Raw genomic sequence first — 15,504 nt, forward strand, 5'->3', positions numbered from 1 at the left:
GTGAGCCTGCGACGGTCGGCCCCCGGATGCCCCGACCCGGGCGGATGCCGAGAGCGAACACCTACCATCGGAGGATGCCCGCCGTGCCGCACCTCTCGCTCGCACCCCTCGACGCCGCCGGCGACGACGTCGTCCTCCTCGCGTCCGCCCCGGGGGCGGACGGACCGCGCCTGCTCGCGGGCGAGGGCTGGGACTGGGTCGCCGAGGCGCTCGTCGCGCTCGGCGCGAAGGGCTCGTCCGACGAGCTCATCCGCCTGCCGGGGCGCGACGGCGTCCGTCTCGTGGCGGTCGCCGGCACGGGCGGCGCGACCGACGCGCCCGGACTGCGTCTCGCGGCCGGCTCCGCACTGCGACAGCTCGCGGACGCCGAGCACGTCCGTATCGCGATCCCGGTCGACGACGCCGAGGTCGCGGCCGCCGTGCTCGAGGGCGCCGGCCTCGGCGCGTACCGATACAACGAATACCGTTCGAAGCCGGCCAGGGCCGCGCGGGCGATCTCGCTCGCGACCGAGCTGAGCGAGGAGGAGATCGGCCTCCGGCGCATCCGCTCGGTGGTCGAGGCCGTCGCGCGGACGAAGGACCTCGTCAACGCGTCGCCCGCGGACCTCTCCCCCGACGTGTTCGCCGCGCTCGCGGCCGATGCGGCCGCCGAGGTCGGCATCTCGGCCCGCGTCCTGGCCGAGCCCGAACTCCGGGACGGCGGCTTCGGCGGCATCCTCGGCGTCGGGCAGGGATCGGTCCGCCCGCCTCGCCTGGTCCGCCTCGAGTCGTCGCCCGAGGGAGCCCGGTTCCGCCTCGCGCTGATCGGCAAGGGGATCACGTTCGACTCCGGCGGGCTCTCGCTGAAGCCGGGCGGGTCGATGGTCGGAATGAAAGCCGACATGTCGGGAGCGGCCGCGGTGCTCGCGGCGATGGTCGCGCTCGCCCAGCTCGACGTGCCGATCGCCGTGACCGGCTGGCTGTGCCTCGCCGAGAACATGCCGTCGGGGACGGCGCTCAGGCCGAACGACGTGCTCCGGATGCACGGCGGCACCACGGTCGAGGTGCTCAACACCGACGCGGAGGGGCGCCTCGTCATGGCCGACGCGCTCGTCGCGGCGAGCCGCGAACAGCCGGACGCGATCGTCGACGTCGCGACCCTCACGGGCGCGCAGACCGTCGCCCTCGGGACCCGGACCGCCGGGCTCATGGGCGACGACGCGCTCGTCGACGCCGTCCGCTCGGCCGCGGGCGAGGTCGACGAATCGGTCTGGCCCATGCCGCTGCCCGCGTACCTGCGCGCGCTCCTGAAGTCGGAGGTCGCCGACCTCGCGAACGCGAAGCTCGGCACGGTCATCCCGGGGATGCTCGTCGCCGGCGTGTTCCTGCAGGAGTTCGTCGGTACGCGCGACGGCTCCGACGAGCGGATCCCGTGGGCGCACCTGGACATCGCGGGGCCGGCCGACAACACAGGCGCCGGATGGGGATACACCGCGACCGGCCCCACCGGCGCCGCGGTCCGCACGCTCGTGCGCCTGGCCGAACGGCTTGCGGAACGGTAGTAAACTCGCACCGGCGTTTCGCGCCCATGCTCGCTCCCGGCCAACCCGACCGGGTCCAGCCATTCACTGCACGCCTCACAAGGGAGATACCGGTTTGTCCGAGCAGCACTTCGATCTCGTCGTCCTCGGCGGTGGCAGCGGCGGATACGCGGCGGCCTTGCGCGCGGCGGAGCTCGGCTCCTCCGTCGCCCTGATCGAGAAGGGCAAGCTCGGCGGCACCTGTCTGCACCGCGGCTGCATCCCGACGAAGGCGCTGCTCCACGCCGCCGAGGTCGCCGACAGCACCCGCGAATCGGCCCGCTTCGGGATCCGCGCCACGTTCGAGGGCGTCGACATCGACCAGGTCTCGGCGTACCGCGACAGCATCATCACGAGCAAGTGGAAGGGCCTGCAGGGGCTCATCAAGGCGCGCGGCATCACCGTCGTCGAGGGCGAGGGCCGTCTGGTCGGCCAGCGCACCGTCCAGGTCGGCGCCGACACCTACACGGGCGCCAACGTCGTGCTCGCCACCGGTTCCTACTCGCGGTCGCTCCCCGGCCTCGAGATCGGCGGGCGCGTGATCACGAGCGAGCAGGCGCTCGAACTCGACTTCGTCCCGAACAAGGTCGCCGTGCTCGGCGGCGGCGTCATCGGCGTCGAGTTCGCGAGCGTCTGGAAGTCGTTCGGCGCGGACGTCACCATCATCGAGGCACTCCCCCACCTCGTTCCGAACGAGGAGGAGTCGATCTCCAAGCAGCTCGAGCGGGCGTTCCGCAAGCGCGGCATCGACTACAAGCTCGGCATCCGCTTCCAGAGCGTCACCCAGCACGCCGACGGCGTCGTCGTCACGCTGGAGAACGGCGAGACGGTCGAGGCCGAACTCCTGCTCGTCGCCGTCGGCCGCGGCCCGGCCACGCAGGGCCTCGGCTTCGAAGAGCAGGGCGTCACGGTCGACCGCGGCTTCGTCATCACCGACGAGCGCCTGCGCACCGGCGTCCCCGGCCTCTACGCGGTCGGCGACATCGTGCCCGGGCTCCAGCTCGCGCACCGCGGCTTCCAGCAGGGCATCTTCGTCGCGGAGGAGATCGCCGGACTCGACCCGATCCTGGTCGAGGACGTGAACATCCCCAAGGTCACCTACTGCGAGCCCGAGGTCGCCTCGGTCGGCTACACCGAGGCGAAGGCGGCCGAGAAGTTCGGCGCCGACCAGGTGTCCTCGTACGAGTACAACCTCGCCGGCAACGGCAAGAGCCACATCCTCGAGACGAGCGGATCCATCAAGGTCGTCCGCGTCAACGACGGCCCCGTCGTCGGCGTCCACATGATCGGCGCGCGCGTCGGCGAGCTCATCGGCGAAGCGCAGCTCGCGGTGAACTGGGAGGCGTACCCCGAGGATGTCGCTCCCTTCATCCACGCCCACCCGACGCAGAACGAGGCGCTCGGCGAGGCATTCCTGAAGCTGGCGGCGAAGCCGCTGCACGCGCTCTGAGCGCGCGACCCACCGACCAATAAGCTAGAGCGCGTAGACGCTGCGAAGGAGTCAAGCGAAATGAGCCAATCCGTCAGCCTCCCGGCACTCGGTGAGAGTGTCACTGAGGGCACGGTCACCCGCTGGCTGAAGAATGTCGGCGACCGCGTCGAGGTGGACGAGCCCCTGCTCGAGGTCTCGACCGACAAGGTCGACACCGAGATCCCCTCGCCGGTCGCGGGCGTGATCGAAGCCATCCTCGTCCAGGAGGACGAGACCGTCGAGGTCGGCACCGCCCTCGTCACCATCGGCGACGGCTCGGCCGCCGCCGCGCCCGCGGAGGCTGCTCCGGCACCCGAGGCGGCACCCGCGCCCGAGGCTGCCCCGGCACCCGAGGCGGCACCCGCGCCCGAGGCTGCCCCGGCGCCCGAGGCCGCTCCGGCAGCGGCGCCCGCGCCCGAGTACGTCGCCCCGGCTGCCGCACCCGCGGCTGCCCCGGCTCCGGCTCCCGAGTACGCACCTGCTCCGCCGGCGGCAGCGCCCGCCCCCGAAGCGGCGCCCGCTCCGGCACCCGCCCCGCAGGCCGCTCCGGCAGCTCCCGCCCCGCAGGCGGCTCCCGCAGCCCCGGCTCCCGCCCCGCAGGCGGCTCCCGCTGCTCCGGCTCCCGCCCCGCAGGCCGCTCCCGCCCCGGCCGCCGAGCCCGCCGCGACCGGCGCACACGCCGGCGGCGCCGGCTACGTGACGCCGATCGTCCGCAAGCTCGCGAACGAGCAGGGTGTCGACCTCGCCACCGTCACCGGCACCGGCGTCGGCGGCCGCATCCGCAAGCAGGACGTCCTGAGCGCCGGCACCACCACCCCGGCGGCCGCTCCGGCCCGCGTCGCGCTCGAGACCTCGCCGCTGCGCGGCACCACCCAGCCGATGACGCGCCTGCGCAAGGTCGTCGCCGAGCGGGCCGTCGTGTCGATGCAGTCGACCGCGCAGCTCACCTCCGTGGTCGAGGTCGACGTCACGCGCGTCGCCCGCCTGCGCGACCGCGTGAAGGGCGAGTTCCTCGAGAAGACCGGCACGAAGCTCAGCTTCCTGCCGTTCTTCGCCCTCGCGGCCGCCGAGGCGCTCCGTGCGTACCCGATCATCAACTCGACCGTCGACAGCGACTCGATCGTCTACCCCGCGACCGAGAACATCAGCATCGCGGTCGACACCGAGCGCGGCCTGCTCACCCCGGTCGTCCGCGACGCGGGCGAGCTGGACCTCGCCGGGCTCGCAGGGCAGATCGCCGATCTCGCCGAGCGCACGCGGAACAACCAGCTGAAGCCCGACGAGCTGTCCGGCGGCACGTTCACGCTGACGAACACGGGCTCGCGCGGTGCGCTGTTCGACACGCCGGTCGTGTTCCTCCCGCAGTCCGCGATCCTCGGCACCGGCGTGGTCGTGAAGCGCCCCGTCGTCCTCTCGGAGGACGGCTCGGACGCGATCGCGATCCGCTCGATGGTCTACCTGGCGCTCTCGTACGACCACCGGATCGTCGACGGCGCGGACGCCGCCCGCTTCCTCACCGCCGTCAAGGCGCGCCTCGAGGAAGGCGACTTCGCGGCCGATCTCGGCATCTAGTCGAAGAGCTCCCGCAACCGCCAACCGGCCTCGGTCCTCATCATGAGGACCGAGGCCGGTTCGCGTTCGGCCTCGAGGTACGGCACGGCCACCAGGACCGCGTCACCCATCGCGGTCTGCGGGACCACGGCGGCGAGGTCGAACGGATGCCCCGCGACGGCGCGTCCGTCGCGGCCCTCCAGCACCGACCGACGGTCCGCCTCGGCGATCGCCGATCCGGCCTGGTCGACGGTGTCGAGGCACTCGAGATCCAACCGCGCGATGCAGTCCGCACGCCGCTCGAGCAGGTCGGCCGCAGTGACGCCGGCGTCCGGTTCAGGTGCTGGCGCGTCCTCCCGCACGCCGTCGCCCGCGGCGCTCGGGGCATCCTCGGCACCGCCCTGCGGTCCGCCCGCCGATGGCACGGCCGACGGATCCGGCGCGTCGCCCGCCGGTTGCGATGCCGGTTGCGATGCCGACGATGGCCCCCGCGCGGCATCGGCGACGCTCGTCGCGCCCGGCGCGGGCGCGGGGGTGACGAGCGTGAGCAGCAGCACCAGCGCGGCTCCGCCGCTGAGGCCGCCGACCAGCAGCACGGACCGTCGCCGCCGCATCGCGGCACGCACCCGCTCGATCACCCCGCTGAGCGGGAACGACGAGCGAGCGGCATCCCCCGCGGACCTCTCGTCCGCATCGATGCGATCGACGGCCGGAGTTCCGAGGAGCGCGCCAAGCAGGCCGCCGGGGTGCCCGCTCGCGCGTCTGGTGCCGAGCGAGCGCGCCTCGACGGATGCACCGGGCAGGTCGACTCCCCGAGCCTCGCGCGCCGTCGTGCGAGCGCCCGAGGCCGCGGCCGTCACGGGCGACGTGTCGAGGACCCGGGCGGACGCTCGGTCGTCGGGACTCCCCTGCACACCGCCCGACCGGTATCCCGACGGAAGTCCGTCCGGGGTACGCGGCGCGATGCGCGAGGGCACCTGGCGCCGGTCGTCCCAGGCGCCGCGCACGGGTTCGGGACGTGCAACCTCGAAGAGGAGGCGCTCGTACTCCGTCGTGTCGGACTGGAACGGCCTCGCATCGAGCCGCGTTCGGATCGCCTCCCGGACGACGTCGAATCGCGCCGGCGGCTCGGTCGCCTCCGCGACGGCGTCGACCAGGCGGCCGAAGGCGCCGTGCGCGGCGCGCAGCACGTCGACGTCCGGTGTTCCGGCCCGGGTCGCCCCGAGGCGCACGAGTCCGCGAGTCCCGTCGAGCCGCGGACGGCCGGTCGCGTCGAACACGACGTCGCCGGCGTCGAGCCCGAGGTGGGCGAACCCGGCCCGAGCGAGCTCGCCGACCGCGACCGCGATCGGCGCGAGCGTGGTCACCGCCTCGCCCGGCGCGAGCGGCCGTGACACCACGATCCGCGCGAGGCTCGGCCCGGCGAGCCGCTCCACCACGAGGCAGATCCTGCCGTCGTCGAGCATCGCGACATCCAGCAGTTCCGGGAGCGCCGAGAGCCCGACGGTCATCGCCTCGATCTCGGCGCCGAGGGCGGCGAGATCCGCATCGGCGTCGTGGATCCGGAGCATCACGAGGTGCGCCGAGTCCTCCGGACCCTCGACAGCGCTCGCGGCGGCGAGATAGGTGTCGACCCCGGCGCCGCGCCCGACGAGACGCACGGGCCGATACCCGGCGATGCGCGTCGCATCGGCGACGCCCGCGTCCCACGTCGACGGAACCGGGCCGACGGTCGGGTCCTGCGGGCGGGAACGACGCGGGAGACGGGGCATGATCCACGATGGTTCCGCAGCCGTGCGGTTCCCGCGGCCGGGCCCGGTGCGTCGTTGCCGGTCGTCGCATGGGCGGAACTGGGGAGGAGAACTCGTAGACTCGCCTCATGCTCGACTACGTCGACACGGGGCTAAGCGCCAACTCCGTGCCGTATCTCGAGGGCCTCTCCCTCCAGCGCGCCGTCCATCAGGCGGTGGTCACCGGGCAGCGCCCGGACACCGTCATCCTCCTGGAGCACGACTCCGTCTACACCGCCGGCAAGCGGACCGCACCCGACGAACGCCCGACCGACGGCACCCCGGTCATCGACGTCGATCGGGGCGGCAAGATCACCTGGCACGGACCTGGGCAACTGGTCGGCTACCCGATCGTGCGCCTCCCGGAACCGATCGACGTCGTCGGGTACGTCCGCCGACTCGAGGGCGTGCTGATCGACGCCCTCGCCGAGTTCGGCGTCGAGGGACGCCGGGTCGAGGGCCGTTCCGGCGTCTGGGTCGGCGAGCGGATCCCCGCGAAGGTCGCGGCCATCGGCATCCGCGTCGAGGGCGGCGTGACGATGCACGGGTTCGCCGTGAACTGCTCGAACTCGCTCGAACCCTACGGCCGGATCATCGCGTGCGGCATCCGCGATGCGGGCGTCACCACCGTTTCGCTCGTGCTCGGCCGGACCGTCACCCCGGCCGATCTGGCCCCAGCCGTCCAGCGGCACCTGGACGCCGCGTTCTCGGGCGTCGTCGCATGAGCGCGGCCCCCGACGACCGGCGGATGCTCCGGCTCGAGGTCCGCAACGCGCAGGTGCCGATCGAGCGGAAGCCCGAGTGGATCAAGACGCGCGCGAAGATGGGCCCCGAGTACCGGGACCTCCAGTCGCTCGTGAAGTCGGAGGACCTCCACACGGTCTGCCAGGAGGCCGGCTGCCCGAACATCTACGAGTGCTGGGAGGACCGCGAGGCGACCTTCCTCATCGGCGGCTCGCAGTGCACGCGCCGGTGCGACTTCTGCCAGATCGACACGGGCCGGCCTGCCGACTACGACACCGACGAGCCGCGCCGGGTCGCGGAGTCCGTCCTGCGGATGCGCCTGCGCTACTCGACCGTGACCGGCGTCGCGCGCGACGACCTGCCCGACGAGGGCGCGTGGCTCTACGCCGAGACCATCCGGGAGATCCACCGGCAGTCGCCCGGCACCGGTGTCGAGATCCTCGTGCCCGACTTCTCGGGGAACCCGGCGCACCTCGCCGAGGTGTTCTCGGCGCAGCCGGAGGTGTTCGCGCACAACGTCGAGACCGTGCCGCGGATCTTCAAGCGGATCCGGCCCGCGTTCCGATACGAGCGCTCGCTCGGCGTGCTCACGGCCGGCCGGGAGGCCGGGCTCATCACGAAGTCGAACCTCATCCTCGGCATGGGCGAGGAGCGCCACGAGGTGTCGCAGGCGATCCGCGACCTGCACGACGCCGGCACCGACATTCTCACGATCACCCAGTACCTGCGCCCGAGCCCGCGCCATCTCCCGGTCGCGCGCTGGGTGCGCCCGGAGGAGTTCGTCGAGCTCAAGGCCGAGGCGGAGGAGGTCGGGTTCCTCGGCGTCCTCTCGGGCCCGCTGGTCCGCTCGTCGTATCGCGCCGGGCGCCTCTGGGCGCAGTCGATGCGAGCGAAGGGACGCGCGATCCCGCCCGAGCTCGAGCACCTGGCCGACGCCGCGCTCGGCTTCGCACAGGCGGTCGGATGACCCGTCCGAGCGCGTGCCGGTCCGTGCGGGATCGCGGTCGGAAGCGGGCCGTCGCGCCGGTATCCTAGACCTCATGGCACGCAAGAAGGACTCCGCGTCCTCCCCCAAGGAGCCCGGCCGGCTCAAGCAGATGTGGCAGGTCTTCCAGATGACCCGCCGCTACGACTCGAACGCGCAGTGGCTGATGCTGCTCGGATTCCTCGTGCCGGTCGTCGCGGGCCTGCTCCTGGCGTTGTTCACGACCGAGGGCAACGGCTTCACGATGGCGCTGTGGATCATCGCCGGCGTGCTCGGCGGCATCCTGCTCGCGATGGTGATCCTCGGCCGTCGTGCCGAGCGCGCCGCCTACTCGCAGATCGACGGGCAGCCGGGTGCGGTCGGCGCGGTGCTCCGCAGCGGCCTCCGGCGTGGCTGGATCGGCACCGAGATGCCGGTCGCCGTGAACGGCAAGACGCAGGACGCGGTCTACCGCGCGGTCGGTCGCGGCGGCGTCGTGCTGGTCGGCGAGGGTCCGTCCTCGCGCACCGGCAAGATGCTCGAGGACGAGAAGCGCAAGGTCTCGCGCATCCTCCCGAACGTGCCGGTCACCCTGATCACCGTGGGTCACGGCGACGGCGAGGTTCCCCTCCACCGCTTGGCCGCGGCGCTCAGGAAGACCCCGAAGGCGCTGACCAAGCCCGAGGTGCTCGCGGTCTCGAACCGACTCGGGTCGCTGCAGACGGCCCTGCCGATCCCGAAGGGCATCGACCCGATGAAGGTCCGCTCGCAGCGCGGTCGCATGCGCTGACCTCGCGGCCGGCGAACGTCGAAGGGGCGGGACATCCGATGGATGTCCCGCCCCTTCGCTTCTCGCTTCCGCCCGCTGCGCTCAGCGGCGGATGAGGACGGTGCCGGCGACCTTGTCGTGGAATCCGCGCTGGTCGGAGTCCCAGACCAGCGCGGGGATGACGAGGACGAGGAGGATCGTCCGGACCGCGGGGCGCCACGCCCCGACCCAGCCGCCGGCGATCGGGACGACCTGCATCCCGAGCAGGCGGTGGCCGATGCTCCCGCCGATCGTCGGGATGAGGAGCACCTGCATGATCGCGAAGACGACGAGCGTCGCGATCGACTGCGGGGTCGAGGCGTACGCGCCGAAGAAGAGGGCGATCAGGTTCGCGAGGAGCCAGTCCACCAGGATCGCCGCGAGACGACGTCCGACGCGGCCGACGGAGCGGGCGCCCTCGGCGGGGAGCCCGAGCCGCTCCCCCGGCCACCGGCTGGGTTCGAGATCGCCGAAGGTGGTGGGTTCGGTTTCTGGCATCCTTCGAGTCTAGGCGTCGGCATCCGGAGGCTGATCTCCTCCGGGTGTAACACGGCCGAAACAATTGCGTCATGGTCGGGTAACCGCTCCCGGTTACCGTCGTAGCGGTCGAGCAACTCAGCACGCCGTACCCCGTCCCCTTGGAGTGTCTCCGCATGTTCAGTGATTCCTCTGAAGTCCTCAAGTTCATCAAGGAGACGGATGTCAAGTTCCTCGACATCCGCTTCACCGACCTCCCGGGTGTGCAGCAGCACTTCAACATCCCGGCGTCCACCGTGGACGAGGAATTCTTCACCGTCGGCCAGCTGTTCGACGGCTCGTCGATCCGCGGATTCGCGAACATCCACGAGTCCGACATGCAGCTCATCCCCGACGTGACCACGGCGTACATCGACCCGTTCCGGGTCGAGCGCACGCTGATCATGGTGTTCGACATCTACAACCCGCGCAACGGCGAGATCTACGCCAAGGACCCGCGCCAGGTCGCCAAGAAGGCTGAGAAGTACCTCGCCTCGACCGGCATCGCCGACACGGCGTTCTTCGCCCCCGAGGCCGAGTTCTACATCTTCGACGACGTGCGCTACGAGGTGAAGCAGAACGCGAGCTTCTACTCCGTCGACTCCGACGAGGGCGCATGGAACTCGGGCCGCGCCGAAGAGGGCGGCAACCTCGGCAACAAGACCCCCTACAAGGGCGGCTACTTCCCGGTCTCCCCGGTCGACAAGCAGGCCGACCTCCGCGACGACATCTCGCTCAAGCTCATCGACGCCGGCCTCATCCTCGAGCGCGCGCACCACGAGGTGGGCACCGGCGGCCAGGCCGAGATCAACTACCGCTTCGACACCATGGTGCACGCGGCCGACGACATCCTGAAGTTCAAGTACATCGTCAAGAACACGGCCGAGCAGTGGGGCAAGACCGCCACGTTCATGCCCAAGCCGCTGTTCGGCGACAACGGCTCCGGCATGCACACCCACCAGTCGCTCTGGAACGAGGGCAAGCCCCTGTTCTACGACGAGGCCGGCTACGGCGGCCTCTCGGACCTCGCACGCTGGTACATCGGCGGCCTGCTCAAGCACGCGCCGGCGATCCTCGCCTTCACGAACCCGACGGTGAACTCGTACCACCGCCTGGTCCCGGGCTTCGAGGCTCCCGTCAACCTGGTCTACTCGGCCGGCAACCGCTCGGCGGCCATCCGCATCCCGATCACGGGCACCAACCCGAAGGCCAAGCGCATCGAGTTCCGCGCGCCCGACGCCTCGGGCAACCCCTACCTCGCGTTCGCGGCGCAGCTCATGGCCGGGCTCGACGGCATCAAGAACCGCATCGAGCCGCACGAGCCGGTCGACAAGGACCTCTGACGAGCTCCCGCCCGAGGAGGCCAAGACGATCCCCCAGGTCCCGGGTTCGCTCGGCGCCGTGCTCGACGCGCTCGAGGCCGACCACGACTTCCTCCTCGAGGGCGGCGTGTTCACCAAGGAGCTCATCGAGACCTGGATCGACTACAAGCGCGAGAAGGAGCTGAAGCCGCTGGCCCAGCGTCCGCACCCGTTCGAGTTCGAGCTGTACTACGGCGTCTGACCCGGCGAGTCCCCAGGGCGGGCCGCATCGCTTCGGCGATGCGGCCCGTTCCGCGTTCCGGCGTGTTCCGCCCGCCGGCGACCGCCGTCGGGCTCAGCCCGCCGTCGGTCTCAGCCGGCCGTCGAGGTCCGGCCGCCGCCGTAGAACCCGCGCTCGAACACCGCACGGGCGCGTCGCGTGACGCCGAGGTAGTCGTGCTCGAGGCGCGCGGCCGATCCGGGCGGGTAGCCCATGATCCTCGCGACGCCGTCGAGCTGCGACCGCTCGACCGGCAGCACGTCCGTCGTCCGGTCGAGCCACAGCGTGAGGGCCGAGCGCGCACGCGACGCGAAGATCCACGCGTCCCGGAGCGCCGAGGCATCCGTCGGCGCGATCAGTCCGGCCTCGACCCCGCTCGCCAACGCGACGAGCGTCGACGTGGAGCGAAGCGCCGGCACGTCCGCGGCGTGCTGCAGCTGGATGAGCTGGACGAACCACTCGACGTCGCTCAGCGAACCGCGGCCGAGCTTGAGGTGGCGTGTGGGGTCCGCGCCCTGCGGCAGCCGCTCGTTCTCGACGCGAGCCTTGATCCGCTTGACCTCGCGGACGTCCCGTTCGGAGATGGCTTCGGGGTACCTGACGTCGTCCGCGACATGCATGAAGTCCGCGATGAGCGCGGCGTCGCCCGCGACGCCCCGCGCACGGAGCAGCGCCTGCGCCTCCCAGGTCAGCGACCAGCGCGCGTAGTACGCGCGGTAGGCGTCGAGCGAGCGCACGACGACGCCGTTCCGACCCTCCGGGCGGAGGTTCGCGTCGAGCTCGAACGGGAGCCGCGCATCCTCGGTGAGCCGGACCAGCTCGGACACGATCCGGAGTGCGGTGCGGTGCGCGACATCCGGCTCGGCGTCCCCGGCCCGGTACACGTAGATGACGTCGGCGTCGCTGCTGATGCCGAGCTCTCGTCCGCCGAAGCGCCCCATGCCGATAACCGCGAACTCGATCCCGTCGGCACCCGGCCCGCGGATCGCCCGGACGACGGCGTCGATGTGCGACTCCGTCACGTCGCTCAACCCCAGGCCGAGCTCCTCGACCGTGCACACGTCGAGGATCGCCGAGATCGCGAGCCGCAGCACCTCCCGGCGTCGGATCGCGCGGAGCACCTTCGCGGCCTGGGCGACGTCGGCGTGGCGGTCGAGTACGGCGGATGCCTCGTCCCGCAGTGCTGCGAGGGGCCGCGGCCGGAGCTCGTCGACCTCCTCCAGCCAGGCGACCGCCTCGGGGATCCGCTCGAGGAGCTCGCCTGCGAACCGCGAACCCGAGAGCACGCGCGTGAGCCGGAGCGCGGCATCCGACGAGTCCCGCAGGAGCCGCAGGTACCAATGCGTGGTGCCGAGCGCGTCGCTCAGGCGGCGGAAGGCGAGCAACCCGTAGTCGGGATCGGCGCCCTCGGCGATCCAGGAGATCAGCACGGGGAGCAGGTTCCGCTGGATGACCGCGCGCCGTGAGAGTCCCGCGGTGAGCGCGCCGATGTGCCCGAGCGCGCCGTGCGGGTCGCGGAATCCGATCGCCGCGAGCCGCGCCTCCGCCTGCGCGCTCGTGAGCTCGACCCCGGCGGCCTGGAGCGCCGCGACGGCCGACAGGAGCGGCCGGTAGAAGAGCCGCTCGTGCAGGCCGCGCACGCGGTTGCGGGTGGCCTGCCACTGCTGCGCGAGCTCGTCGTTCCCGCGCGTGAACCCCGCCGCACGCGCGAGCGCGCGCGTCGCGGCCGGATCGGTCGGCATGAGGTGCGTGCGCCGGAGGCGGACCAGCTGCAGCCGATGCTCGAGGACCCGGAGCAGCCGGTAGTCGCGGCCGAAGTCCGCCGCCTCCTCGCGGCCGACGTAGCCGTGCTCGGCCAGCGCATCGAGCGCGGCCAGCGTGTTCGCCTGTCGGATGCGCTCGTCGGATGCCCCGTGCACGAGTTGCAGGAGCTGCACCGTGAACTCGATGTCGCGCAGCCCGCCCGGCCCGAGCTTGAGCTGCCGGTCGACCTCGGCCGCCGGGATGTGCTCGGTGACGCGCTCGCGCATCCGCTGCACGGACTCGACGAAGCCGTCCCGGGACGAGCTCGCCCACACCTTCGGAGCGACGCCCTTCGCGTACTCGGCGCCGAGCGCCGCGTCGCCGGCGATCGGGCGAGCCTTGATGAGCGCCTGGAACTCCCAGCTCTTCGCCCACCGGTCGTAGTACTGGAGGTGGGAGTCGAGCGTGCGGACGAGGGCGCCGTCCTTGCCCTCGGGGCGCAGGTTCGGGTCGACCTCCCACAGCGGCGGCTCGATGCCGGGCTCGCTGATCGCACGCATCATGAGGATCGCGAGCCGGGTCGCGATCTCGACCGCACGCCCGGCCGCGACGGATTCCTCGTCGCCGGACTCCCCCACGAAGATCACGTCGACGTCGCTCACGTAGTTGAGCTCGCGCGCGCCGGCCTTGCCCATCGCGATCACCGCGAGGCGGGTCGCGTCGACCTGTTCGGCGGGGAAGCGCCCGGGCGCCGCGGCCTCGCCCTCGCCGCGCGCCGTCTGCCGGCGCGCGAGCACGAGGCCGACGTCGAGCGCAGCGCCGGCGAGGTCGGCGAGGCCGGCCGCGACCGTGTCGACCGCGTCGATCGCGCTGGCGCGCGTCAGGTCCCAGATCGTGATGCCCGCGACGAGTCGGCGGTAGCGGACGCGGAGCGCACGCGCAGCGGCTTCCGCGCCTGCCGGCATCGCCGCGTCGACCGCGGCCAGGAGCGACTCGCGCGCGACCTCCTGCGACGGGGGTCGTCCGGGCTTGGCGGAGAGGAGGTCGAGCTCGCCCGGATTCCGCTGGAAGAAGTCGGCGAATCCCGGGGAGGCACCGACCAGTCGGGCGAGGCGATCCGCTGAGGCGGGCTCGGCCAGCAGGCCCCGCACCGTCTCAGGCGCACGTTCGTGCAGTCGCCGGACGGCGGCCAGCGCCTCATCCGGATCCGCCGACACGGCGAAGGCCGCGAGGAGCCCGTCGAGCTCCAGCGCGGTCGACGCCGCGAGCTCGTGCAGGCCCTCCGAGGCGCGGTCGAGTTCCGCGAACCCGGCTCGCGCGAGCGAGCCGAGGGTCGGCGACTGGCGGCTCATCCGCTCGATTCCGTCAGAGGATCTCGAGGTTCCGCTGGAGCTCGAACGGCGTGACCTGGGCCCGGTAGTCCCGCCACTCGGCGCGCTTGTTCGCGAGCACGTAGCTGAACACCTGCTCGCCCAGCGTCTCCGCGACGAGCTCGGACTCCTCCATGAACTGGATCGCCTGGTCGAGGCTCGCGGGCAGCGGGTCGTAGCCGAGCGCGCGACGCTCGGTCTCGGTCAGCGACCAGACGTTGTCCTCGGCCTCCGGCGGGAGCTCGTAGCCCTCCTCGATGCCCTTCAGGCCCGCCGCGAGCAGCAGCGAGAAGGTGAGGTACGGGTTCGCGGCCGAGTCGATCGCGCGGTACTCGACCCGCGCGCTCTGGCCCTTGTTCGGCTTGTAGAGCGGCACGCGGACCAGCGCCGACCGGTTGTTGTGGCCCCAGCAGATGACGCTGGGTGCCTCGTCGCCCGCCCAGATGCGCTTGTACGAGTTGACGAACTGGTTCGTGACCGCGGAGATCTCGCGCGAGTGACGCAGGAGGCCCGCGATGAACTGGCGGCCGATCTTCGACAGCTGGTACTGCGCACCGGCCTCGTAGAATGCGTTCTGGTCGCCCTCGAACAGCGAGAGGTGCGTGTGCATGCCGCTGCCGGGGTACTGCGAGAACGGCTTCGGCATGAAGGTCGCGTAGACGCCCTGCTCGATCGCGACCTCCTTCACGACCGTGCGGAAGGTCATGATGTTGTCGGCGGTCGCGAGGGCGTCGGCGTACCGGAGGTCGATCTCGTTCTGGCCCGGCCCGGCCTCGTGGTGGCTGAACTCCACCGAGATGCCGAGATCCTCGAGCATGCGCACGGACCGGCGCCGGAAGTCGTGGGCGGTGCCGCCCGGGACGTTGTCGAAGTAGCCCGCGGAATCGACCGGCACGGGCCCCTCCTCGCCGAACTTCGACGACTTCAGGAGGTAGAACTCGATCTCGGGGTGCGTGTAGAACGTGAACCCGCGCTCCGCGGCGACCGCGAGCGTCCGCTTCAGCACGTTGCGCGGATCCGTGACCGCCGGCACGCCGTCGGGCGTCGTGATGTCGCAGAACATGCGCGCGGTCGGGTCGACCTCGCCGCGCCACGGGAGCGTCTGGAAGGTCGCGGGGTCCGGGAACGCGAGCAGGTCGGACTCGAAGGTCCGGCTCAGGCCCTCGATCGCGGAGCCGTCGAAGCCGATGCCCTCGGCGAACGCCCCCTCGACCTCGGCCGGTGCGATCGCGACCGACTTCAGCGTGCCGACCACGTCCGTGAACCAGAGCCTGACGAACTTGACTCCGCGTTCCTCGATGGTCCGAAGTACGAAGTCGCGCTGCTTATCCATCCGCACCCTTCCTGATCGTTCCCAGCGTAGTGGGTAGCGCCGGGCCGTGACCGACGCCCCGTGTGCGAGACTGA

Annotated in this window: 10 protein-coding genes and 1 pseudogene; 7 read left to right on the plus strand and 4 right to left on the minus strand. The window is 71.9% G+C overall.

What is annotated here, in order from left to right:
* The first annotated feature begins 74 nt into the window (after positions 1-74).
* The 3 genes from ACDF64_RS13680 to sucB all read left to right on the plus strand — a co-directional run bounded on the left by ACDF64_RS13680 (position 75) and on the right by sucB (position 4,602).
* Entirely contained in the window at positions 75-1,541 is a 1,467-nt protein-coding gene (locus ACDF64_RS13680; protein ID WP_394551913.1) for a leucyl aminopeptidase, read from the plus strand.
* Between the two features lie 94 nt (positions 1,542-1,635).
* Positions 1,636-3,009, plus strand: a complete 1,374-nt coding sequence (gene lpdA, locus ACDF64_RS13685; protein WP_394551914.1) for a dihydrolipoyl dehydrogenase — start codon at positions 1,636-1,638, stop codon at positions 3,007-3,009.
* A gap of 60 nt (positions 3,010-3,069) precedes the next feature.
* A complete protein-coding gene (gene sucB / locus ACDF64_RS13690; protein ID WP_394551915.1) occupies positions 3,070-4,602 on the plus strand; it encodes a 2-oxoglutarate dehydrogenase, E2 component, dihydrolipoamide succinyltransferase in 1,533 nt (510 codons plus the stop codon).
* Here the strand turns inward: sucB and ACDF64_RS13695 are convergent.
* Positions 4,599-6,353: a hypothetical protein gene (locus tag ACDF64_RS13695; protein ID WP_394551916.1), complete on the minus strand. Its 1,755-nt coding sequence runs from the start codon at positions 6,351-6,353 to the stop codon at positions 4,599-4,601. The two genes, sucB and ACDF64_RS13695, sit on opposite strands and share 4 nt — an antisense overlap.
* A 107-nt stretch (positions 6,354-6,460) precedes the next feature.
* Here ACDF64_RS13695 and lipB point away from each other — a divergent pair, with 107 nt between their 5' ends.
* From lipB to ACDF64_RS13710, 3 genes are all read left to right on the plus strand, one after another.
* Complete coding sequence (gene lipB, locus ACDF64_RS13700) at positions 6,461-7,096, plus strand: lipoyl(octanoyl) transferase LipB (protein WP_394551917.1); 636 nt, start codon at positions 6,461-6,463, stop codon at positions 7,094-7,096.
* Positions 7,093-8,082 (plus strand): lipoyl synthase, encoded by a 990-nt coding sequence (lipA, locus tag ACDF64_RS13705; RefSeq protein WP_394551918.1) that lies wholly within the window; start codon positions 7,093-7,095, stop codon positions 8,080-8,082. Before lipB ends, lipA begins: the two co-directional genes overlap by 4 nt.
* A gap of 73 nt (positions 8,083-8,155) precedes the next feature.
* Complete coding sequence (locus ACDF64_RS13710) at positions 8,156-8,869, plus strand: DUF4191 domain-containing protein (protein WP_394551919.1); 714 nt, start codon at positions 8,156-8,158, stop codon at positions 8,867-8,869.
* Positions 8,870-8,950: 81 nt separating this feature from the next.
* On the opposite strand, the gene ACDF64_RS13715 is transcribed toward ACDF64_RS13710, so the two are convergent.
* Complete coding sequence (locus tag ACDF64_RS13715; protein WP_394551920.1) at positions 8,951-9,385, minus strand: RDD family protein; 435 nt, start codon at positions 9,383-9,385, stop codon at positions 8,951-8,953.
* A 155-nt stretch (positions 9,386-9,540) separates the two neighbouring features.
* Between ACDF64_RS13715 and glnA the strand changes: the two are divergent.
* A pseudogene (gene glnA / locus ACDF64_RS13720) lies at positions 9,541-10,966 on the plus strand (type I glutamate--ammonia ligase).
* Between the two features lie 110 nt (positions 10,967-11,076).
* On the opposite strand, the gene ACDF64_RS13725 reads toward glnA, so the two are convergent.
* A complete protein-coding gene (locus ACDF64_RS13725; RefSeq protein ID WP_394551921.1) occupies positions 11,077-14,079 on the minus strand; it encodes a bifunctional [glutamine synthetase] adenylyltransferase/[glutamine synthetase]-adenylyl-L-tyrosine phosphorylase in 3,003 nt (1,000 codons plus the stop codon).
* Between the two features lie 13 nt (positions 14,080-14,092).
* A complete protein-coding gene (locus ACDF64_RS13730) occupies positions 14,093-15,430 on the minus strand; it encodes a glutamine synthetase family protein (protein WP_394551922.1) in 1,338 nt (445 codons plus the stop codon).
* Positions 15,431-15,504: the final 74 nt, after the last annotated feature.

This window comes from Agromyces sp. MMS24-JH15 (assembly GCF_043518605.1).
In the GTDB taxonomy this organism is placed as follows: domain Bacteria; phylum Actinomycetota; class Actinomycetes; order Actinomycetales; family Microbacteriaceae; genus Agromyces.

What these genes read in the sequence shown, in the direction of transcription:
- ACDF64_RS13680 (WP_394551913.1), top strand. Translation starts at nt 75, where the DNA reads ATGCCCGCCGTGCCGCACCTCTCGCTCGCACCCCTCGACGCCGCCGGC.
- sucB (WP_394551915.1), top strand. Translation starts at nt 3,070, where the DNA reads ATGAGCCAATCCGTCAGCCTCCCGGCACTCGGTGAGAGTGTCACTGAG.
- ACDF64_RS13695 (WP_394551916.1), bottom strand. Translation starts at nt 6,353, where the DNA reads ATGCCCCGTCTCCCGCGTCGTTCCCGCCCGCAGGACCCGACCGTCGGC.
- lipB (WP_394551917.1), top strand. Translation starts at nt 6,461, where the DNA reads ATGCTCGACTACGTCGACACGGGGCTAAGCGCCAACTCCGTGCCGTAT.
- lipA (WP_394551918.1), top strand. Translation starts at nt 7,093, where the DNA reads ATGAGCGCGGCCCCCGACGACCGGCGGATGCTCCGGCTCGAGGTCCGC.
- ACDF64_RS13710 (WP_394551919.1), top strand. Translation starts at nt 8,156, where the DNA reads ATGGCACGCAAGAAGGACTCCGCGTCCTCCCCCAAGGAGCCCGGCCGG.
- ACDF64_RS13715 (WP_394551920.1), bottom strand. Translation starts at nt 9,385, where the DNA reads ATGCCAGAAACCGAACCCACCACCTTCGGCGATCTCGAACCCAGCCGG.
- ACDF64_RS13725 (WP_394551921.1), bottom strand. Translation starts at nt 14,079, where the DNA reads ATGAGCCGCCAGTCGCCGACCCTCGGCTCGCTCGCGCGAGCCGGGTTC.
- ACDF64_RS13730 (WP_394551922.1), bottom strand. Translation starts at nt 15,430, where the DNA reads ATGGATAAGCAGCGCGACTTCGTACTTCGGACCATCGAGGAACGCGGA.